The 21,303-nt window shown below is 37.3% G+C and carries 15 protein-coding genes; 10 read left to right on the top strand and 5 right to left on the bottom strand.

Features of this window, described 5'->3' with window-relative positions:
* The first annotated feature begins 1,122 nt into the window (after positions 1-1,122).
* Positions 1,123-1,467: a DUF1815 family protein gene (locus AC5JMF_RS30485; RefSeq protein WP_495799444.1), complete on the top strand. Its 345-nt coding sequence runs from the start codon at positions 1,123-1,125 to the stop codon at positions 1,465-1,467.
* Positions 1,468-1,554: 87 nt separating this feature from the next.
* Here AC5JMF_RS30485 and AC5JMF_RS30480 read toward each other — a convergent pair whose 3' ends face one another.
* Complete coding sequence (locus AC5JMF_RS30480) at positions 1,555-3,624, bottom strand: CHAT domain-containing protein (protein WP_495799443.1); 2,070 nt, start codon at positions 3,622-3,624, stop codon at positions 1,555-1,557.
* A 116-nt stretch (positions 3,625-3,740) separates the two neighbouring features.
* Here AC5JMF_RS30480 and AC5JMF_RS30475 point away from each other — a divergent pair, with 116 nt between their 5' ends.
* Positions 3,741-4,238, top strand: coding sequence for an acyl-CoA thioesterase (locus tag AC5JMF_RS30475; protein ID WP_495799442.1), 498 nt, complete (start codon positions 3,741-3,743; stop codon positions 4,236-4,238).
* A gap of 126 nt (positions 4,239-4,364) precedes the next feature.
* Here AC5JMF_RS30475 and AC5JMF_RS30470 read toward each other — a convergent pair whose 3' ends face one another.
* Complete coding sequence (locus AC5JMF_RS30470; protein ID WP_495799441.1) at positions 4,365-4,562, bottom strand: hypothetical protein; 198 nt, start codon at positions 4,560-4,562, stop codon at positions 4,365-4,367.
* A 461-nt stretch (positions 4,563-5,023) separates the two neighbouring features.
* Positions 5,024-6,214, bottom strand: coding sequence for a 1-deoxy-D-xylulose-5-phosphate reductoisomerase (gene dxr, locus AC5JMF_RS30465; protein ID WP_495799440.1), 1,191 nt, complete (start codon positions 6,212-6,214; stop codon positions 5,024-5,026).
* Positions 6,215-6,561: 347 nt separating this feature from the next.
* On the opposite strand from dxr, the gene AC5JMF_RS30460 reads away from it, so the two are divergent.
* The 3 genes from AC5JMF_RS30460 to AC5JMF_RS30450 all read left to right on the top strand — a co-directional run bounded on the left by AC5JMF_RS30460 (position 6,562) and on the right by AC5JMF_RS30450 (position 10,729).
* Positions 6,562-7,866: a mannosyltransferase family protein gene (locus tag AC5JMF_RS30460; RefSeq protein WP_495799439.1), complete on the top strand. Its 1,305-nt coding sequence runs from the start codon at positions 6,562-6,564 to the stop codon at positions 7,864-7,866.
* Positions 7,867-8,045: 179 nt separating this feature from the next.
* Positions 8,046-9,449 (top strand): DUF2079 domain-containing protein, encoded by a 1,404-nt coding sequence (locus AC5JMF_RS30455; RefSeq protein WP_495799438.1) that lies wholly within the window; start codon positions 8,046-8,048, stop codon positions 9,447-9,449.
* A 23-nt stretch (positions 9,450-9,472) separates the two neighbouring features.
* On the top strand, positions 9,473-10,729 hold the full coding sequence (locus AC5JMF_RS30450) for a mannosyltransferase family protein (protein ID WP_495799437.1): 1,257 nt from the start codon (positions 9,473-9,475) through the stop codon (positions 10,727-10,729).
* A gap of 70 nt (positions 10,730-10,799) precedes the next feature.
* Here the strand turns inward: AC5JMF_RS30450 and AC5JMF_RS30445 are convergent, their stop codons facing one another.
* Positions 10,800-13,232, bottom strand: coding sequence for an ATP-binding cassette domain-containing protein (locus tag AC5JMF_RS30445; protein ID WP_495799436.1), 2,433 nt, complete (start codon positions 13,230-13,232; stop codon positions 10,800-10,802).
* 561 nt (positions 13,233-13,793) lie between these two features.
* Between AC5JMF_RS30445 and AC5JMF_RS30440 the strand changes: the two genes are divergently transcribed.
* From AC5JMF_RS30440 to AC5JMF_RS30420, 5 genes are all read left to right on the top strand, one after another.
* Complete coding sequence (locus AC5JMF_RS30440) at positions 13,794-14,633, top strand: Spy/CpxP family protein refolding chaperone (protein WP_495799435.1); 840 nt, start codon at positions 13,794-13,796, stop codon at positions 14,631-14,633.
* 167 nt (positions 14,634-14,800) lie between these two features.
* Positions 14,801-15,829, top strand: a complete 1,029-nt coding sequence (locus AC5JMF_RS30435; protein WP_495799434.1) for a biotin synthase BioB — start codon at positions 14,801-14,803, stop codon at positions 15,827-15,829.
* A gap of 74 nt (positions 15,830-15,903) precedes the next feature.
* Positions 15,904-17,016, top strand: coding sequence for a class I SAM-dependent methyltransferase (locus AC5JMF_RS30430; protein WP_495799433.1), 1,113 nt, complete (start codon positions 15,904-15,906; stop codon positions 17,014-17,016).
* 75 nt (positions 17,017-17,091) lie between these two features.
* Positions 17,092-17,970: a DMT family transporter gene (locus AC5JMF_RS30425; protein WP_495799432.1), complete on the top strand. Its 879-nt coding sequence runs from the start codon at positions 17,092-17,094 to the stop codon at positions 17,968-17,970.
* A gap of 206 nt (positions 17,971-18,176) precedes the next feature.
* On the top strand, positions 18,177-19,628 hold the full coding sequence (locus tag AC5JMF_RS30420; RefSeq protein ID WP_495799431.1) for a coproporphyrinogen-III oxidase family protein: 1,452 nt from the start codon (positions 18,177-18,179) through the stop codon (positions 19,626-19,628).
* 79 nt (positions 19,629-19,707) lie between these two features.
* On the opposite strand, the gene AC5JMF_RS30415 is transcribed toward AC5JMF_RS30420, so the two are convergent.
* Positions 19,708-21,258, bottom strand: coding sequence for an ArnT family glycosyltransferase (locus AC5JMF_RS30415; RefSeq protein WP_495799430.1), 1,551 nt, complete (start codon positions 21,256-21,258; stop codon positions 19,708-19,710).
* Positions 21,259-21,303 lie beyond the last annotated feature (45 nt).

Raw genomic sequence — 21,303 nt, 5'->3', positions numbered from 1 at the left:
CGTAATTAAGTTTTGTAATGGGGATTGAGCGCAAAGTCACCAGGGGGAAACCTGCTCACTGACGGCAGTTGTTCATGGGGGAAACCCCGCCACTTGCGCGGCTGCCGGGAAACCCGTCCAACGCAGTGGCTCCCCAAGATCACACTGCCTCGCCTCTGTGCATGTCTAGATTTCCGTCGATCATCTTTAAATAAAAGATAATTAATTAGTTGAAATAAATAATTAAAATAAGTTATGCCTAAAATAATATTAATAAAATTAAACTCTTTGATAGACTTTTAAATTTCTTCATACTCTGGTGTGTAGAGATATTATTTACTACTCTTGCCAGAGTAAGACGATTTAAGTTTTAAATATTATTGCTTTACAGAGTCTTCAAAATAGGCTCTATTCGTCTAAAAATCTAAAAATATTGCCATTTCGGCAACATAGATTTCTAGAGTTTGGTTATTCTCGGTGTTAAGTCTATTGTCTATACCTAAATTTGGTGTTTTTACAAAAACACTATCAAACACTAAATTGGAAAAGACGATACCGCTAGAGAAGCTCGAAACAGCGCTACTCGCTGGCTAGATAACCCAACATCTCAAATTAGCACAACTAGTCACCAGTCCAGAATCTCAAAACTTGCATAGTCATTTGTTCAAATCTTTATATCCAGGAGAGCCTAACTTGGTATACTTAGAATTCATTTAGAAGAGTGTGTTGCCTATGCGTTTCAGGAAAAGGCACTAACAACGCGTAAGGTAGTGCTAAAGCCTACATAACCACTGTATTTGGCTGTAAATTGCTTACAATCCTGCAATAAGCAGTTTTTCTCTGATTGACTGATACCAAAATTGAGTTACTCTTAAGGCGGGTTGCTTTCAGCAAACACCTACTCTGAGAGAACAATATAAAGAAAACGTTAAGCTTAGAAATTTTGTCTGATATTTGCAACCTGCAAACTGAATAAATTGATACGGCAAGCTCAAGATTTATCCACTACCCTAAGCAAGGTAGCCAATTAAAGATTCTTATGTCTCTGGCAATTGTAATGAATAGTTTACAATACCAGTGGATGAGAAAATCTAAAGAAAATATAAAAGAAACTAAAATGACTGTGGTGTCTGGAGGACAAAAGTGTTTCTGAGATTAGCGCATCAACATCGGCAATTCGTTCAAGACTTGGTAATGAATTTACAAGCCTTGGCAATTGTACTAGAGCGACGAGGATATCCTGCATCCTGTTATACCTGTGGCGACCAAATGAATAGTGCTTCGTTTATGGTGAGCTTAGGTGATAACCATCTGATTCGGTTTTTAGTATCCGACTACGGGATCACTTGGACAGAAATGCGGGATGACCGTGAGTTAATGAAGTTAGAGGGAGCAGAGGCAATTAACCAATTGCAAGAACTTGCTAATCTTGTCAAGCAATCTATGCAAAACATTACAACCTCTAAAACCCTTGTCAAGAAGTGTTAATGTTTACCTATTCCCAAACAATGGGGAATAGGGAGTAAGGAGTGGGACAAGAGGGATTTTTATGCTTGATCACTCAGCAAAAAATATTTAGAGTCCATTGCCAATCAAAATGAAGGGTGCCCAGTAATAGGGGTGACTAAGGTTGCCACTGACTGCTATGGGCATATTTTGATTAATGGCTTTTAAATCTCCCTTAATTAGGGCAATTTGTGCTTGTCGCAAAGCTTCGACTTTGGTCAACTTTTCAGAGGAAAGATTGGTATAAAAAGCACTCATCAATGCTTGTGTACCACCATCATCCACAGCCCACAAAGAAGCAATTGCAGCCCTAGCGCCTGTTTGTTGCATTTGATAGCCAAAGCCTAAAATTTCTTCACCATTACCTAAGTTACCTCCTAAGCCAGTTTCACAGGCACTCAAAACTACTAAATCTACATGTGGGAGTGACCAAGTAGCAACGTCTTTGAGGTTAACGCGATCGCCATTCCCGAATAAAATAAAAGAATCTTCCGGCTTACCCACCACAAAGGCGGCATGAGTTGCTAGATGGACTATTGTATAATCGTCCATTTGCGGTACAGCCACCTTGGGGCTAAAAGTATTGTCTAAAAGTTTCTTAGTTTCTGGAACTGCTGCGGCTAAGATTGCCACTTCCTGTGCTGCATAAGGCAAACCAGCAAAAGTAACTTGGCGATTGCCAATTTTAATTTGATAGTTACCTTTAGTAAAAGCACCTGCTAAAATCCGTAAACTAGACTCTTTTGGTACATTCAAATTAGTGAGACTAGCAGCTGTAATATGATTGACACTAAAGCGCTCAACTAGCCACTGCTTGCCATCATATAAAGCTGATAAAGGAATGTAGCGTAACTGATTATCTGGTGCATAAATTATAGTTTTTGCTCCTGTTTGTTGCAAGTCGTTTTCTATTGGTTTGATTAGCCATTCATACAACTTGCTGGCGGGTGTTTTGATATCCTTGCTAGGATTTTGTAATGCTTGGCGGAAAGTAACAATTGTTTGAAAAAGATTTTCACTTTTGACAGCAACAGTACGGTGAATCGGCGGAGATTCAGGAGTTACTAAAATTAATTCCAAGCTATCTTTTAAAACCAATGGATAGATTAGTACAGATTTTGTTGGCAACCGCGCTAAATTATCTCGAATTTCGTTGAGACTTTCTAAATCCAAATTTTGCCGTTTTGCTGTGCGATTAATTTGATTTATTTGTGCCTTAACTGGCGTACTATTAATAAATTTGTTAAATTCCTGCAAAAGTTGCTGTTGAGTTGAGACTAATTCCTCAATGCGTTGGTTTTGTTGAGGCGATCGCTTTTGGGGAGGAATTTTACGTAATTTTGTTAATTCTTTACCCAGCACAACAGCATCATCAAGAGTTTGATCTAATTTGCGTTTAACTAGTTGTTCCCCTGGAATGATTTCGATACCTTTAGCAGTACTTTTATTACCTGGCACATTTTGAATATATCCTGCTAATTCTTCTACTTTCAGTAAATCGATTGTTCGTTGGGCTTCAGCAACACGCCCATATTTAAGTAATCGTTCACCCAAAATATAGTATGTTTGAGGAACACTGATATTATAAGCGTCTGGTTGAGACACAGAAAGTGCTGATGATTTGAGGCGAGATTTCTCACGATTAATGATGCTGCGTTTGTAGTAAAAAATAGCTAACTCTGATTTATTTTGAATATCAAATAAATAACCTAGATTACTGTAGGTTTTGCCTAGTCGCCCCAAATCTCCGAGTTCTTTGTCAATAAATAAAGCTTGTTCATAAGATTCAAATGCTTGTGAATACTGTCCTTGCTTTTGGTAAACTCTACCAATGTTGTTAAATGTTACTGCTTCCCAAGAGCGTTCCCCTAAATTCCTACTGATTTCTAAAGCTTTCTGTAATCTCTGTAATGCTTCTGAAAAGTTACCTTGTTGGAATTGTTTGATACCTTCCTCGTTAAGTCTGGCAATTTCTGCTGTACGATTGTTATCAGGTAAAGCTTGAGCTACTTTTATGTATGGGTTAAGTAAACCTGCATTAAAAGTTACTTGAGCCTGTGCTGGGAATGTGAACCCAAAACCAATTAAAATTATTCCTGCCAAAGGGACAACATCGAGGTTCCAAAGATTTATTTGCATGACAAAATACTCCCTATACTTGGTGGGGTAAATTTTAGATTATGTAGTTCCCCAACACAATTAATTTTTGTACTATTCCAGATTGGAAAAACTTATTGCAGCTCAAAAAAATCAAAATGTTAGAAGAAACACCAAGCCAACCAAAATTACCACCAACCACTGCTATTGATACTCTATCGAGTTATGAATTTGAGAATTGGTTTGAGTATCCGATTCGAGTTCAACCACACCATACTGACTATGCGGGTATTGTGTGGCATGGTTCATACCTCACTTGGATGGAAGATGCACGGGTAGAATGCTTGCGTTCGATAGGAATTGAATTTGCTGATTTAGTAGCTTTAGGCTGTGATTTACCAGTTGTGGAATTATCGGTGCGTTACCACCGTTCAATTCAGTTGGGTATGGCAGCAGTTGTCAAAACGCGTATGGCTGAGGTGACTGGTGTCCGGATTAATTGGGATTATGCGATCGCTTCAGTTGATGGACAACAATTATACGTCACTGCCAAGGTAACTTTAGTGGCACTTGATCGCGAAAGGGGTAAAATTATGCGTCAGCTACCTGCAAGTTTTAAGAATGCATTGGCCAAAATTTCTGCCTTACACAATTAGATTTCCAAAAAATCGGCGGAAATTCGATCCCTTGAAGCAATGGAAGGATGAATTTTGCACTTCGTAGCGGTAGCGAGTCCGCGTTCGCTTTTAGCGTCTCGTAGAGAGCGTCATTTTGGATTGATATTACTTACTCCCAATAAACTGGGATAGAGTTTGAGCAAACTGATTTATCTGATGCCAAATATCTTGTGGAGTAATACCGAAACCAAACCGCAATAAAAGCAGAATGACTGCAATGGTAAACGCAGTACTGATGGTTGTTTTCAAGATTTTCCAAAATACTATAAAGATGATCCAAGCTAGAATCAACGTAGAGATCATACTATTTCAATTCCTTAATAGTACCTTTGTCAAAGAGTGTAGTTTTTTCAAAAAGGGTAAATTTTTGTTTTAACTAAAATCACTGGTAGGAAAGCTTTACACCAATTTGGAATATCTACTAAATCTAGATTTATTTGCGTAATTACCCTGTAGACATTTTATCAAAAATACAATTATTTCTTATTAAGAAAGCAACACTTTTCACAAAAATATTGTAAAGATTTATATATGTTCTTATATATACATATAAAAGTAGGAAATAAAATCTTTAAGTTGGTGACATTTGGTTGTCTAAACTATGTAATTTTTTTGATGTGTTAGCAGTATGAATATGTGTTTGCAGCTGCAATATTTCTTGCTCTTTAAAAGTTGTATTAAAGAAAAAATTATTCCCAGTCCCCATTACCCCTAATCCCCGCTCCCTCTGGGAGTGGGGGCCCCGAGTTCCCCAATCCCTTGATTCAAAGCAGCACAGGTGTATGATTTGCTAACTTTTCACTTGCTGTCAAAACTTCTTGTCTTGCCCATTGATCTGCTGCCAAAATGTCATCTAAAGAGGGATTTGTCCGGTTATCATTTTGATGGCGATCGCACACCAATTCAATACACCGAGGAATATCTAAAAACCTAATTTTCTCTTCTAAAAATAGTGCTACAGCTTGTTCATTTGCCGCATTTAACACAGCTGGCATCGAACCACCCGCCTTACCCGCAGCATAAGCCAACTGCATACAAGGATATTTCTGATGATCTGGTTCGCGGAAGGTTAAATTTCCCGCTTTGACTAAATCTAATCTTTCCCAGTCTGTATAGATGCGATCGGGCCAAGATAAAGCATATAACAAAGGTAAGCGCATGTCTGGCCAACCGAGTTGGGCTAATACTGAAGTATCTTGCAACTCAATCAGTGAGTGAATAATGCTTTGGGGATGAATAACAATTTCGATATCTGGATAATCCAACCCAAATAGGAAGTGTGCTTCAATTACTTCCAAACCTTTATTCATCAAAGTAGCAGAGTCTACTGTGATTTTACGTCCCATCGACCAATTGGGATGTTTCAAAGCATCAGCAACTGTCACTTCTGCTAACTTTTCTACATCTAAATCACGAAAAGCCCCACCCGATGCAGTTAGCAAAATCCGCCGTAAGCCTCCTTGGGTAACCCCTTGCAGGCATTGAAATATCGCTGAATGTTCAGAATCTGCTGGTAATATTTTTACGCCATGTTTCTCAATTAATGGTAAAACTACAGGCCCCCCAGCAATTAAAGTTTCTTTATTTGCTAAGGCAATATCTTTACCAGCTTCAATCGCGGCAATTGTGGGTAATAAACCAGCACAACCAACGATCCCGGTGACGACTGTTTGGGCATCAGCGTAGCGGGCGACTTCTATAACTCCGGCTTCGCCAGCTAGTAAAATCGGTTGGGGATCAAGGTCTTTAATGGCTTCTTGGAGTGCTGGGAGTTTTTCGGCTTCGCAAATCGCCGCTATACTCGGACGAAACTGACGAATTTGTGCAGCTAACATTTCTACATTGCGCCCAGCGGCCAATCCCACAATCCGAAACTGTTCTGGGTATTGGGTGACAATATCTAGAGTCTGAGTACCAATTGAACCAGTAGAACCAACAAGAGTAATCGCTTTCACAATTGTTTAAGGATTTACAGACAACTCTCACTATAAATTGCCTGGGACTCACTATTAACAGTAATCACCGAGAAGTTATATTTATTTAGTCATAAACTACTTAAATTGCTAGATTTTTATTGAACTAGACAAAATATGTGTTTATAAATACTATATATATAATTATAAATGCTGAGAATTTTACCAACACAACCAAAGTAGGAAATACTCTCAATTATGTACCGATTTGTTCAGTTCAAAATCTGTATTAATAAAATATATAAGGTAGAAAAAATTACTTACAAATTACAAGAATACAGCCATAGGTCAGAGGATGCATGAAGGAGTCTGTGAAAACGTTCAAACCTATGGTAAAAGTTCCGCTCAATATAATAAAAATTTTATGGAAAAATGATTTCCTATTTCCCGCAGCAATGTGGTTTCTCAGTCGCATATTGATTGGGATGGCGATGTTGCTGATTGCACCAAAGCTACCTTTACCCGTAGAAGGAATTGTGCCCAATATGGAGTGGGCAGTATTTGACGCGTGGGATAGTATGCATTATCGCGCGATCGCCACTTCTGGATATGAATTTGTTAACGACGGCAATCAGCATAATCTGGCTTTTTTTCCCTTATTTCCCTTAAGCATTTGGATGTTGATGAAGTTGGGTTTGCCGTTTGAATTGGCAGGCACGTTAGTAAATAACTTGGCTTTTTTTGCAGCAGTTTATTACTTATACTTTTGGGTTCGGGATCATTATGATATTAGTACAGCCCAGTGGGTAATTGCTGTGGTAACTTGGTGTCCAGCAGCCATGTTTACGGGAGTAATTTATACAGAAGGACTGTATTTATTCTTAAGTACAGCAGCTTTACGTGCTTTTGATCAAAAACAATACGGTTGGACAGCCCTTTGGGGTGCAATGGCTACAGCAACACGCCCTACAGGTTTAGCATTGATTCCAGCTTTTGCGATCGCTGCATGGAAAGAACGCAGATCACCCATGGCTTATATTGCGGGTTTAGCTACCGCCACGGGAGTCCTTTTATTTAGTTTGTATTGTGCGATTCATTTTGGCGACCCCTTAGCATTCATCGCCGCCCAGCGAGGATGGCGACCTTCTTTAGGATTTGATTGGCGTGGCTGGTTAAACATGCTGATGCAAATTCCCTTGGGTACAAAGAACTGGCAATATGGTTGGGTTTACGACCCCTCTCGGATGATTAAAGATCCTTGGTATCCTCTGTTGTTTGTCACAATTATTGGCACTAGTTATCTTTTATGGCGCTTCCGTAAACATTTGAGTCCTGTAGTAGCTTACAGTTTTTATACTTTAGTTCTGTGTTTATTGATACTAGTTAGCGAACAGTGGACTAACAGCTTGCTGAATGCAGTTATGGTCTTGGGCGGCGGTTATGTATTGTGGCACTTACGCGCAACACTGACTCCAGTGACTGTTATGTATGGCTTTTGTGGGATTGGTTTACTACTAGCGTCTGGAGGTACTATTTCCTTAAGTCGTCTTGCTTACGGAATTGTGCCCATCAGTGTAGCCACAGGTGTGCTATTATCTCGCCATCCTCGCCAAGGATATTTAACGCTAGGTTTATTTATCGCCTTACTTGCCAAGATTGCTGTAGGATTTGCTCAAGAACGCTGGGTGGGGTAGGGGACTGGGGATTGGGGACTGGGGACTGGGGACTGGGACTAGGATGAGACAGAATTTTTTTACACTTACCCTGAGTTGGTATTCTATATTTTTGCGTTCTTCTTTGGGCCTTTGCGCCTACCCTACGGGAAGCCGCTTTGCGTCTATGCGTGAGATAAATCAGGATGGTCTATTTGTAGATGGGAAAAAAACTAAATCAGCTTAGTGTTGTTGGGTGGATGATTAGCGTGAGTGCCCTAATTTTATTCGCGTCAAGCTGCTTACGACACGAGTTGTTTAATTCAAGTGGAGACTTAGGAGTTTTTGATCAGGCAGTTTACTTAATTAGTCAAGGAAAACCGCCAATTTTATCTTTCTTGGGTTTTCATATTCTGGGCGATCATGCTGCTGGGATTTTGTATCCCATAGCTTTGCTATACAAAATTTATCCCCATGTTTACTGGTTATTTGCGGTACAGTCATTTGCATTAGCATTCGGTGCATTGCCTACATGGTATCTAGCCCGTCAAGCTGGGCTGACGGCAAACCAAGCCATACCTATGGTGATCGTTTACTTACTGTATCCGTTGATATATAACGCTAATTTATTTGATTTCCATCCAGATACGATCGCCGTACCAGCACTTTTGTGGGCAGTCTTAGCGGCACGGTTAGGTCAGGTTGGATGGTTTTGTTTGAGTATTCTCATTGTGTTGGGATGTAAAGCGGTGTTATCCCTGACAGTAGCGGCGATGGGAATTTGGTTATGGTTTTTTGAAAAGCGACGTTTGTATGGTGCGATCGCAATTATTAGTGGTATCACCTGGTTTTTAATTGCTAATAAAGTGATCATCCCATACTTTGGGAGTGAGGCTGCTACGTTAAATCGCCACTTCTATCGATATAGCTATCTGGGAAATTCTTTTCCAGAAATGACTAAAATTTTGCTGACCCAACCAGGACTGATTTTAGGAAAAGTTTTTTCTTTAACCAATTTAGAATATTTAGTATTGTTACTAGCACCTGTAATTTGGGGACTTTCACCTCAAGAGATTACACCTTTATTTAGTGCCATCCCTTGTTTATTGCTAAATATCCTAGCCGACCATCGTTCTCAAAAAAATTTAATTTATCATTACTCTTTACCAATCATACCGTTTTTAATATTGGCTATAATTACCGGATTAGCAACAAGAAAAGTATGGTTACAAAATAAGCGAGCCATTATTTTGTGGTCATTAGTTGCCTTCTTAGCCTTAGCTAAATTTGGCTATTTTGGTTCACAACATCTTAAATATTTAGATAATTGGCAAGCTACACGAGAAGCGATCGCTTTAGTTAAAACTCAAGGTAATGTTCTCACCACAGATTTAATTGCCCCACATCTAACCCATCGTCAATTAATTAAGTTTATCTCTACAGATTTCCCGAAAATTGATGATTTAAATGCGTTTGATTATATATTATTAAATGTCCGCCATCCTGGATGGTCAAGTACATCTGAGTTTGCTACAAACTTAATAAAACAAGTAAAAAATCAATCAAACTTTAAGTTGCAATATCAACGTGATGATATGTATTTTTTTGTCAAAAAGCTTGATTGATAAATACTTTTTTGAGTAACCTGATGTTAAAGTCCAAATATTTATCGCAGAATAGTTTATTTTTCCCGATAGCAATGTGGCTATCTAGCAGACTTTTGATAGTTGCTGCCATGCTATTAGTTGCGCCTTTATTACCCAACCCTTCAAACACTACAATAACATTTGGGTGGGATGTTTTCTCAGCTTGGGATAGTGAATTTTACCGGAAAATTGCTACTTCTGGTTACGATTTTTCCATGAAAAAACGAGAATTTTCTGTAGCATTTTTCCCGTTATTTCCTTTATTAATCCGTGCGGTGATGAGTATCGGTTTCTCTTTTGAAATGGCAGGTACGTTGGTAAATAACCTTGCATTTTTAGCTGCGTTAATCATCCTTTATTTCTGGATAGAGGAACGTTACAGTACAAATGCAGCACGGTGGTCAACAGCAGTTTTAATCTGGTGTCCTTACTCTATCTATGGTACGATAATATACACTGAAGGATTATTTTTGTTGTGTAGTATAGCTGCTTTAAGAGCTTTTGATAAACAACAGTATATTTTAGCAGCCTTTTGGGGAGCATTGTCTACAGCAACGCGATCGCCCGGACTAGCACTGATACCTGCTTTTTTGTTTATGTCTTGGAAAGAACGCAGAGGTATTAAAGCTTACAGTGCAAGTTTTGCTGTTAGTTTAGGTATTCTTCTCTACAGCCTGTATTGCCAAATTCAGTTTGGTGATGCTTTAGCCTTTGTTCATGCGCAGAAAGGATGGCGTGAATCAGCTGGGTTTGCTTGGCAAGGTTGGCTAAAGATGCTGATGCAAATTGTAGTGGGAAAAGCAAACTGGCAGAACGGCAAGATTGTAGATATATGGCATCCACTGCTGTTTTTATTAATTATTTGTGGTGGTTATTTGTTATGGCAATTTCATCAACGTTTAGGCTTAGACAAAGTCCACTATGGATTATATACTTTATGGTTATTATTATGGTTATTGGTAGGTGATGAATTAATTAAAAGTGTGGTAATTTTTGGTGGTTTTGGTTTGTTACTGCTTTCAAAAAATCAAATTCCCCTTGTCACCTTTATTTATGGAATTTGTGCCTACAGTTTAATTTTTAATACAGGAATAACTGCCTCTGCTGAGCGCTATGTTTATGGTATTGTGTCAATGGCGATCGCATTCGGTTTACTACTAACTCGTTATCCACGTTTAGGATATGCAATCATCAGCTTTTTTGCCATTCTTCTATTGCTTTTTTCCATCCGATTTGCTCAAAATCAATGGGTAGCTTAGTAAATATTACACAAAGATAATAAGAAAATTTCTTCCCCCATTCCCAAACCCATCAATTGACTTCGCGAAATTACTTAACAATATCCTTGCGTTTTTGTAACCACATAGCAATTACTAAATAAACAATTGTGTGTGCAAGCAACAATCCCCAACTTAAAAGCAGATTTTGCAATGTATTATCAAACATTGGCAGCTGTTTAATTGATGAACTTATATCATTATCCTCACTTGTGATTACTGGAACTAAAAGATTCACCTTGCCTAATATTCCATAAGCCCCAACTGACCAACGACTTAACATTAACCAAGAAATATATTCACCCACCCCTTTCATGTCAAACAACACCCCAGCAAAAATAATCTGAGGTAACAACAACAGAGGTAACGCACTATTAGCTTGAGTGCTATTCTTGGTACTAGCTGATACCAATAATCCTAAACTTACAGAAGTCAAGATAGTTAAAAATGTAGTAACAAAAACTCCTAAAAACCAGGGAACAGGAATCAAGAGTGGTTGATAATTAATTGTTAATTCAGGAGTGGGAGAACTAAAGCACAAAATAATCACAAGAGAGATTAATATGCTTTGTATAACAGCTAATCCACCTAAAGTTATAATTTTTGATCCTAAATAAGCTGTTAAACTCAAATTCACTAACCTCTCACGCAAGTAAATTGCAGATTCCTTAACAATTTCTTGCAGAGAACTAGCAAGTCCTATCCAAATTGCTGCACAAGTAAAGACAAATAAAACTCTTCTTGCTAAAGATGCATATTCCAAATCAACTTTAGGGTCAAAGGTAGGAATTAAAAAATCTTTATTTAGAATCGCCAAAGTCATTAAAGCAATACCAATTGGTGCAGTTAGCAAAGATAAAACTAAGTAAATAGTATCTCTCTGAATTAGTTTGATATATCTTTGAATAAGAATTGTAATTTGTTGAAAAAATGATCGATTAACTGGTTTAGGAGATGAGTTATTTTCTTGCTTCTCCTCACTTAAGCGATTATTAATATATTCTTTTTGATAATCTGATTCATAATACTTTTCAGCTTCTTTAATTACAGCCTCTTTAGTTTCTAGTTTTATATAAACATCAGCAAACTCTTCACTATTAATTTGGAAAAAATCAGCAGCTTTATTTGGTGGGCCAAAATAACAAAGATTTCCGCCTAAACCGAGAAACACTAGAAAATCACATATAGTAATGTTACTGGTTGCGTGAGTAACCAAAATAACTGTGCGCCCTTCATTGGCTAATTTCCGCAGCAGTTGCATAATTTTTTTATCCAATCCTGGGTCAAGTCCAGAAGTTGGTTCATCGAGAAAAAATAATTTTGGATCTGCTAATAGTTCAACTCCGATACTTACCCGTTTTAACTGTCCCCCACTTAAGTTTTTGACTAGGGTATTTTGACGCTCAGATAACTCTACTTGTTGTAATGTTTTTTGCACAACTTCTTCAACGTTAGTATCATTAGGAAGTCGGAGTTTCGCAGCATAATAAAGAACTTCCTTCACTCTTAAGCCAGTATGAACAGTATCTTGTTGAGGAACATACCCGATCAGGTTTCGATAAATATTAAAGTTAGTTCTTAAATTTTCCCCATTCAGATAAACTGTACCTTCATTGGTTGATTCAATACCTAATAAAGCTTTAAGCAAAGTAGATTTTCCAGCCCCACTACCTCCAACTACTGCAACAAACTCCCCTGGTTCAATCACTAAAGAAATATCATTAAGTAATCTAATCGGTTGTTTATTTTTATCTTTAATAGTTCTAACAAGATGTTGAACATCAATGCGAATATTATCTCCACTATCCGCGAGAACTAATTCATCCCCATATAATACAAAAGTATAAGGGCCAATCTGAATAATATCACCTGCTGACAAAACCACTGAATTGGTAACTTTTTCCCGATTCACAAATAAACCATTAGTACTATGGTCGCGCAGCAGATAATGTCCCTGACTATCTCTTTCAATCGTGGCATGACGACGAGATATCATCGGCGCATCTAATTCTAAATCTGCATTAGCACTACGCCCTAAAACGATAGGCTTATTTTGGTTTTTTAGATAAATAGAGCGTTTCTTTAAAGGTGTTACAGGTTGATTAATACGTGGTTCTGTGTAGGTTAAAATTGCCCAATTTTGGGGATTATTAGCAATTTTAATTTCACTGCCATTCTCTAAACGAAAACCTTTTTTGGGCGTAATTACAGTATTATTAACAAATAGTTTATTAGTACTTGGTTTTTCTCCATCTCCATCATAAATATAATAAGAGTCGTTTTGCTTTTTGATAGTAGCTTGACAACGACTTACCACTGACCAATCTTCAGGGATTTTCAATCCTTGGGGTAGAGGGAGGTTTGGCTCTCTTCCTAAGATATGCACATCAGCAGTTAAATCAAATGAAAGAGATTTTCCTTTATAATTAATCTCAAGTCGGGGATTATTACTTAAAAGAGCTGTACGACCAAATTGGTTAGTCATTTATTTTTACTTGCTAAAGCTATATACAAATATTTACAATTACAAAATGCACATTTAACTAGAAGTTATTGTGCAATTGGCTAGTTGATATATCAAGCTCTTATTTTGCTTGTTTACTACTAAATTCCATATTTCCTTCAAAATTTAACTCAAAGAAGGCGATGGAGTATTAACAGTTTGGGATTAATAAGATACCAAACAATAGTTAAGTATTTGAGTAACCTACCCTTGTCAATAGGTAGTTTGCAATCCTACTTTAAAATAATTAACATTAACAAATAATGCATATTGATAATTTTTTATAAACTCAATATTTTTGCCTAATCTTAGGATATTGGATACAACAAACCCAATCTGATTACTTGCTGCTTACTTGAAGATTGTTATGAGTAAACTGGCCTATTTTTCGATAAGTTTTGTTTTGTAAACTTATATTAAGCTTTGTTGCTATAAATTATAGTTGATTTGTATCTATACAGACTGTAAATTTTTATAAGTAAAAAAAATCTGATACTTGTATAACAATATAGAATTACCAAATCTAAAGATGAGGAGAGAACAATGAACCGGCGCTATCAAAAAAGTCTTTTGACTTTAGCGTCTTTGCTGTTTGCCGTTGGTAGTTTTGTGTCCTTATCTGCTTGTAGCAATACAGACAACCAAGCGACCAACAATACACCTACAGAACAGTCAACAGCTAGTCAGACGGAATCACCAGTAAAGACAACATCTGATACAGGAGCAGACAGTAAGGAAATCAGCCCTGTTACTAGTTTGCTACCAGGAAACGATCGCACAGACTCTGATCCATTAAAATTACTCCAAAATTCACAAATCAAAAAAGAATTAAATCTCACTGACGAGCAGAGTACAAAAATCAAGCAAATAGAAGAAGATTTTCGTGCTTCATTGCGTCAGAGAGTATCTGGAGTGAGTCTTAAAGGGCTTGATGAAAAACAGCAAGAACAGAAAATTACAGAAATCAGCAAGGATTTAGACAAGCAAATTCAAGACACTCGCACCAAAGTTGGAGCAGTTCTCACACCAGAACAACAAACACGCTGGAAGCAAATTGCTCTGCAAATATATGGTTGGGGAGTTTTGACCAAAGATGATTACTCTGCTGATTTAAAGCTTACCCCAGAGCAACTTCAAAAAATGAATCAACTGCGCGATGAGATGGTTCAGAAAATGAGGGCAAATTGGCAAAATCCAGACAATAGCAAGCAACCACGCACTCAGGTAATTGCTCAAAATCGCCAAAGACTTGAGCAAATTGTTAAAAATACTAATGAGCAAGCTTTGGCTGTTCTCACACCAGAACAAAAGAAAAATCTAGAAACTCTTAAAGGTAAAGAGTTCAAGCTAGATCCTACATCATTACCATCTCCACCCTCATAAGTTAAACCAAATAAATAGACATAAATCAACGTAACTACGGAGATTGTTGTTTGTGATTTGTTGTTTGTGATTTGGACATACCAGCCAAAAAGTCATCAACAATTATCAACAGTCTCCTCTACAAATTATGTTTGTTCATTCTGCACAGGACTAGAGAGATAGAAGCTATGAAATTTTGGACACAAGAAGAAAACATAGATATCAAGCAATTAACTAAGTCAGAACTTATAGAATTGCTACAGCTAGAAGGAGAAATGCAGCAAAGTTTGTTCCAGAAAGCTAGAGTCATGCGCCGTCTTCATGGAACAGATAAAGTCATGTTGCGAGGCGTAATGGAAATTTCTAATTACTGCCAAAAAAACTGCGACTACTGTGCTATGCGGGCAGCAAATAAAGGTTTAGAAAGATATCGATTGAGCGCCGAAGAAATTTTATATCTTGCCGAAGAAATTAAAAAAACTAATATTATCTCCACCATTTTTCTCCAATCTGGACAAGACCCCAATTGTGATCCCATATTAGAAGAAGTCATCCCAGAACTTAGAAAATTAAATTTAAATGTTCTTTTATGCTTGGGGGAAAGACCAAGAGAAGTTTATTCTAAATTTGCTGAACTAGGAGCAGATTCTTACATTCTCAAATTTGAAACTTCAAACCCTGATTTTTACAAAGAAATCGCTTATACATCTCTCCAAAAAAGACTTCAATGTCTTAGCTGGCTTCAAGAAGCTGGATTTAAAGTTGGCACAGGAAATATTGTTGGTTTACCCAATCAAACCTTAGATACCCTTGCCGAAGATATTTTACTAGCAATTAAACTCCAGCCTGATTTTGTCAGTTCTTCTCCATTTATTCCCAATCAAAATACACCTTTAGAAAAATTGTCTTATGGCAATATTAATTACACTTTGAATACAATGGCGATTTATCGCCTAGCGCTACCATCGGCATTAATTCCTACAGTCAGCGCTCTAGAAAAGATTCAAAAACATGGCCAACTCATGGGATTAAATGCAGGAGCTAATGTACTGACTATCAACTTTACTCCCACAGGATACCGTCAAAAATTCCGTATTTACTCTGAAAAACGCTTTGTAGTCAGCTTAGACCATGCTCTCAAAACTATTGAAGAGGCAGGTTTACAAGTTCATCTACCCTCTCAAGAAACAAGCTTAAACTATTCGCTCATTTCTTAGAGGTAAAGCTAAATCAAAATTCTACAGATTATAGTCTGTTTACTGTTCCATCAATTGCAAAAATCATCATAAAAATGAGTGAAACAATACGGACACGAAAAGCAGAGCGCACTTTGCTTTTGATTGTCTTGTCAATTTTAACTGCAATCCTGGCAGTAGTTTTATACACATTTAATCCCTGGACAACTCAGTCGAAAAACTCTTCATTTGACTGGGTGCAAATTACTTCCCAAAAATCGATCATTCACGTTGGAAGTAATGATTCTTTTGCTACAACTCAAGATGGCATCCAAGCTGGAAAATTGGTTCTAGATTTTTTAGAAAATAAACAAGTAAACTCCGGCAAAGCCGCAATCCAAATTTACAATAAAATCATTCCCAGAGAGAATTATGGTGGAGAATACTCAGCTCTACAATGGTTCTGTCAATATCTGTTAGCTACGGATAGTGAAAAGCAAAAATATTTATCTGATAAGTTTGTTGCCAGTTTTTATAACTTTTTTGCTGCCAACGACTTCGCCAACTTAAAAGAATACATTCAGCGCAAATATAAATTAAAAACATTTGCCGATCAAGATAACCAAGCTGGTCAAGACCGTAAAGCATCTCTAGAAGACTTTATTCTTTTTAGCAATCCTAGAAGAGAAGAATGGGAAAAAACTAGCAAGATTCTCAGTTCTCTTAACTTAAAAGCTGGGCAAAATATCGCTGATATTGGGAGTGGCCCAGGATATTATACGTTCAAATTCTCTCAATTAGTTGGTGAAAAAGGAAATGTGTTTGCGATTGATACTGTGCAAAATCATCTTAATTATGTCAACAGTACCAGTCAAAAACTTGGCATCAAAAATATTAAATCCGTTCATACTGGTGGTGACACAATTGGATTGAAGGCCAATCAAGTGGATTTGGCTTTTATGTGTTCTCTTTACCATAACATCTACGCTATGTCTACTAATTATGATATTGATAACTTTGTTAACAGTATCAAAACTGCATTGAAAAATAAGGGAACTTTAGTTGTTGTTGATAATGGTTTAGTTAAAGATTCTGAACTTCCTTACCATGGGCCATACATTGCCAAGGAACTAATTATTAGTCAATTGCAAAATTATGGCTTCAAGTTTGTGAAAGATTACGCTTTTATTCCGCAAAGGTACGTTTTAGTTTTCCAGAAAACTACTTAGCTTGCTTGTAACAATTTCAGGAATCGGTAGTATTGATTCCTGAAATACAAAAATCAATCATACACTAAACTAAAAATGGATTTGCGAGCAATTGGGATTGCTGCTGCTTTGGGTTCTGCTGCTTCCTGGGCGATAGGATCAATCCTATTTAAACAATTAGGGGAACATATTCCACCTTTAGCAATGACTTTGGCTAAAGGGGCAGTTAGTGTTATTTTGTTAAGCTTAGCTCTAGTTTTTACTGGTTACAATGACATCCAATCACAGGCGTTAATCCTACTAATATTTAGTGGATTACTAGGTATTAGCTTAGGCGATACTTTCTTTTTTGAAGCTCTGCAAGATTTGGGGCCACATGCTCTAGTCATGTTATTAATGATCGGAGAAGTTTTAACTGTATTTTTAGCAGTATTTCTGCTTGGTGAAACGCCAACATTAATTGCATGGTTTGGTATTGCCCTAGTTATCTTCGGTATTGGCGTAGTTCTGTCTGCAAAGTTATCAGGAGAAATGCAATTCTCTAAATGGAGAGGAATTGCCTTCGGACTTTTATCAGTTTTGTGTATGTCGATATCGATGATTGTTGCTAAGAAAGGCTTAGAATCGGTCTCAACAATCCAAGCAACATTCATTCGCATGTTGTCTGGAACCACGGGAATACTTTTTTTTGGTACAGTTACCCAACGTCTAGGACGCTGGATGATTCCGTTTCGCGATCGCAATCTAGTTTACTTTTTCTTGGTATCAGTGTGCGTCATCACTTTTGGAGGTTTTTGGCTGTCATTGGTGGCAATTAAATATGTAGATGTTTCTGTTGCCAATACATTAGGCTCAACAGAACCTCTGTTTATTTTACCTTTAGCGGCAATTTTCCTCAAAGAAAAAATTGCTTTTAGATCAGTGCTAGGTACAATACTCACACTAATCGGAATTATTTGTATTTGTGTAAGTTAATGACAGGGCATAGGAAACAGTGACTACCAAGCCACTCACAAGCGATGATTTTTTTAGTAAACAATTGTTTCAGTAATTATTTGCATAATTTAATTTTTATATTTACCATTTTCAAGATTTTTAAGTTCGTAAATATGGTATTAATACAATAATTATAAGATTTAGTTTCTGGAAAAATTAACTTCTTAAAAATAGGAGAAAATTAAATGACAATTGCTCCAAATAAAATCACGAACCGTAAAGAGTTACTAATTGCTAGAGCGAAAGAAAGAGTTGCAGATTTAAAACGATTACAAGAGGCAGGATTAATTTGCACTCACGGAGATTTTTTCCCATCCGTGCATTATCCGCCGATCACGATGTATTCTCCGATTACTGAAGAAGAATTATTTCAGAGTTATACTCTCCCTGAAGATGGGTTATTGGATGTCTATATCCATATTCCATTTTGCCGGCAACGTTGTATTTTCTGCCATTATCCAGTGCAATTAGGAGAACGAAATCCAGAAAAAGACCAGTACCTAGACGCATTGGAAAAAGAAATGGATCTTTACATGCGGCGGTTAGGAATTGACAAAATTAAAGCTAGATCAATTCTGGTAGGAGGAGGAACACCAACTTATCTAAGTTTAGAGCAATTAGATAAGTTTTTAAATTTCTTTGTGCAACGGGTAGATTTATCAACTTGCACTCAATTTAACTACGATGTTGATCCCGTAACCCTAATTGGTGAAGAAGGTAGAGAGAGATTACGCTTAATGCGTTCTTATGGTGTTGATCGTCTCACCATAGGATCTCAATCTTTGAATGCAGATACCCTCAAGAAAATGAATCGTCATCACGGCGTCAAGGAGATACTAGAATCTATTGAAAATGCCAAGGAGTTTGGCTATCAAGTCAATATAGAATTCATTTTTGGCTATCCTGGGCAAACTTTAGATAACTGGATTGAAGTCATGGAACATGCCGTGTCTTTAGGAACAGAAGAAATCCAGTTATATCGACTGAAAATTGAAGCTTATGGAGATTTTCAAGGCCCAATTAAACGCTTGAGCGAAAGACAACCAGATGAATTACCAACTGTCGAAGAAACCTTGATGATGAAACAGTTGGCAATCGATATTTTGAATGAACATGGTTATCATGAAAATCTCCGTCGAGTATTTACAAAAGAACGCAAACATTACTCTCACTATGCTGATAATCAGTGCTGCGGATTGTTAGATCAGGTGGGATTTGGTTTGACAGCTTTTAGTAGTCTCAGAGATAGATTTATACTCAACACACAAGATTTTGACGAATATTACTCTATGATTGCGGCGGGAAAAATGCCAATCAATAGAGGTATAGTCAGAAATCAAGAAGAACAAATGCGATGGGCGATTATTCTGCCTTTAAAGAATCGAACTGTGTGGAAAAGTTACTTTGAAAAAGTCACAGGTGGAGTCTCCCTGAATCACGTTTTCCGTAACAAAATTGAAAATCTGAAATCTTTTGGATTAATTGTTGAAGATGAGCAAAAAATTGAATTAACAAAACTTGGTGCATTCTTTGCTGATGAAGTTGTACAACAATTTCATCACTCTGATTATGCTCCTTTCTCCCGCGATGAATATGCCCAAGGACTTTTGTATCCTTATAATAACTGTGAAGCATGATGGGGAATAGGGAATAGGGAACAATTTATTATTCAAAAACTCTCCGTGTCCCCTTCTGTGTCTTTCGTCGCGATCGCTTTCAACTAGCTGAAGGAGAAATCAAAGTAAATCCTTCAGCTGTACCTAAAGCTGGATGATCAAGTAAATTTACTTGTTGTATGGTTGCATGATCTAACAACAAGTAATTCTTACTTGTTCCCATTTGTTGTAAAACAGGTACTGTTACAGGGATAACTTGACAGTCGCAATAAAAATCTAAACTAGGACGAGCATATGCAAATGAAGTGTATATCTTTGTTCCTGGTGGGGTGTGGGTGCGAATTAATGTGGCAACTGGCTTAACTGCAAAGTTTTCATTTAATTCCCAAATCCAAGATTGCGAACTCATCAACAGGGCTAAAACTAAATACATTCCAGAAAATAAAACTAAAATAAATCGGCGATCGCACTGTAAAATTAACCATGCCACGATGCCCATACTTACCACCAAAACACTGCTCATCACAATTAAAACAGGCTCAGGATTAGTAACAAAAAAGTAAACACAACTCCCTAAACCCGCGATCGCTATTACACAAAAAAATATCACCAAAATTCGGTTTTTCAAGTAACCTTGTTGCCAAACTTCACTCAAACTCGCACCAATTGCCAACGCTAAAAATGGGTATACAGGCATGATATACCAAGGGAGTTTTGTTCTCATTAAAGAGATAGTTCCCAAGTAAACAATTGTACCTATAAGAATTAGACAGCCCCAACCAGCATGACGTTTTTTCCCAGCTAAATAAAATCCTCCCGGCAAAAATAAGATCCAGGGAAAACTATATTTAATTAACTCAATTAAATAATACCAAGGAGGGCCACTATTGCCTTCAACAGGTTGCACAAGCCGCTCAAAGGTTTGTGCTTGCAAATTAACCTGGAAAAAATCATTTCCATAATGTTGCCATTGAGCTATATACCAAGTAGCCGCCGGGGCATTTCCTAAAAATATTCCTATCCATAAATAGGGAGTTTTCAATAAAATTAATTGCCGATTTGCCAGTAGAAATAAACAAGCGATCGCTCCTAGCAATAAAACTATCATTCCCTTGGTTAAAGTAATTAACCCTAAACAAAATCCCACACCCAAAGCATATTTTTGATTCTGACGCGCTTTTAAAAGACAAAATAACAAAAGTAAAAAAAAGGTAATCATCGCACCATCCAGCATTGCTAGGCGTCCGTGACGCACCACAGGCAACAATGTTAAGTAAACTAAAGCAGCAAACAAAGCTGGTAAACTTTGGTTAAAAAGCAAACGCCCAACTAAGTAAAGCAAAGGCACTCCCAAAGCGGTTAATACTGCACCAGGTAAACGTGTTGTCCATTCACTCACGCCTCCTACAGAGTAAGTCCAAGCAATTAATAAATGGATTAGAGGCGGTTTATTATGATATGGTTCACCGCCTAAAGTAGGGTAAAGCCAATGCATTGAACCAATTGGGGCACGCCAAATTTCTCGTGCCACCTGTGCGACAGTACCTTCATCCCAGTCTCGTAAGGGGGAATTTCCTAAAAAAATCAACCACAAAATTAAAGAACCTACAACTAAGCCTAATAACCAATATTTTTCTGGGAGTAAACGCATATCTGAAATTGGGATAATCTTTTATTAATAATTGAATTCATACAT

The organism is Desmonostoc vinosum (assembly GCF_059505385.1).
The sequence above is the reverse complement of the archived record's forward strand: the minus strand, read 5'-3'. Positions and strand labels throughout refer to the sequence as shown.

Excerpts from the sequence above, each read along its gene's own strand:
- AC5JMF_RS30420 (WP_495799431.1), top strand. The coding sequence starts at position 18,177 with ATGACAATTGCTCCAAATAAAATCACGAACCGTAAAGAGTTACTAATT.
- AC5JMF_RS30415 (WP_495799430.1), bottom strand. The coding sequence starts at position 21,258 with ATGCGTTTACTCCCAGAAAAATATTGGTTATTAGGCTTAGTTGTAGGT.
- AC5JMF_RS30455 (WP_495799438.1), top strand. The coding sequence starts at position 8,046 with ATGGGAAAAAAACTAAATCAGCTTAGTGTTGTTGGGTGGATGATTAGC.
- AC5JMF_RS30440 (WP_495799435.1), top strand. The coding sequence starts at position 13,794 with ATGAACCGGCGCTATCAAAAAAGTCTTTTGACTTTAGCGTCTTTGCTG.
- AC5JMF_RS30480 (WP_495799443.1), bottom strand. The coding sequence starts at position 3,624 with ATGCAAATAAATCTTTGGAACCTCGATGTTGTCCCTTTGGCAGGAATA.
- AC5JMF_RS30425 (WP_495799432.1), top strand. The coding sequence starts at position 17,092 with ATGGATTTGCGAGCAATTGGGATTGCTGCTGCTTTGGGTTCTGCTGCT.
- AC5JMF_RS30470 (WP_495799441.1), bottom strand. The coding sequence starts at position 4,562 with ATGATCTCTACGTTGATTCTAGCTTGGATCATCTTTATAGTATTTTGG.
- AC5JMF_RS30460 (WP_495799439.1), top strand. The coding sequence starts at position 6,562 with ATGGTAAAAGTTCCGCTCAATATAATAAAAATTTTATGGAAAAATGAT.
- AC5JMF_RS30445 (WP_495799436.1), bottom strand. The coding sequence starts at position 13,232 with ATGACTAACCAATTTGGTCGTACAGCTCTTTTAAGTAATAATCCCCGA.
- AC5JMF_RS30435 (WP_495799434.1), top strand. The coding sequence starts at position 14,801 with ATGAAATTTTGGACACAAGAAGAAAACATAGATATCAAGCAATTAACT.
- AC5JMF_RS30450 (WP_495799437.1), top strand. The coding sequence starts at position 9,473 with ATGTTAAAGTCCAAATATTTATCGCAGAATAGTTTATTTTTCCCGATA.
- AC5JMF_RS30475 (WP_495799442.1), top strand. The coding sequence starts at position 3,741 with ATGTTAGAAGAAACACCAAGCCAACCAAAATTACCACCAACCACTGCT.
- AC5JMF_RS30430 (WP_495799433.1), top strand. The coding sequence starts at position 15,904 with ATGAGTGAAACAATACGGACACGAAAAGCAGAGCGCACTTTGCTTTTG.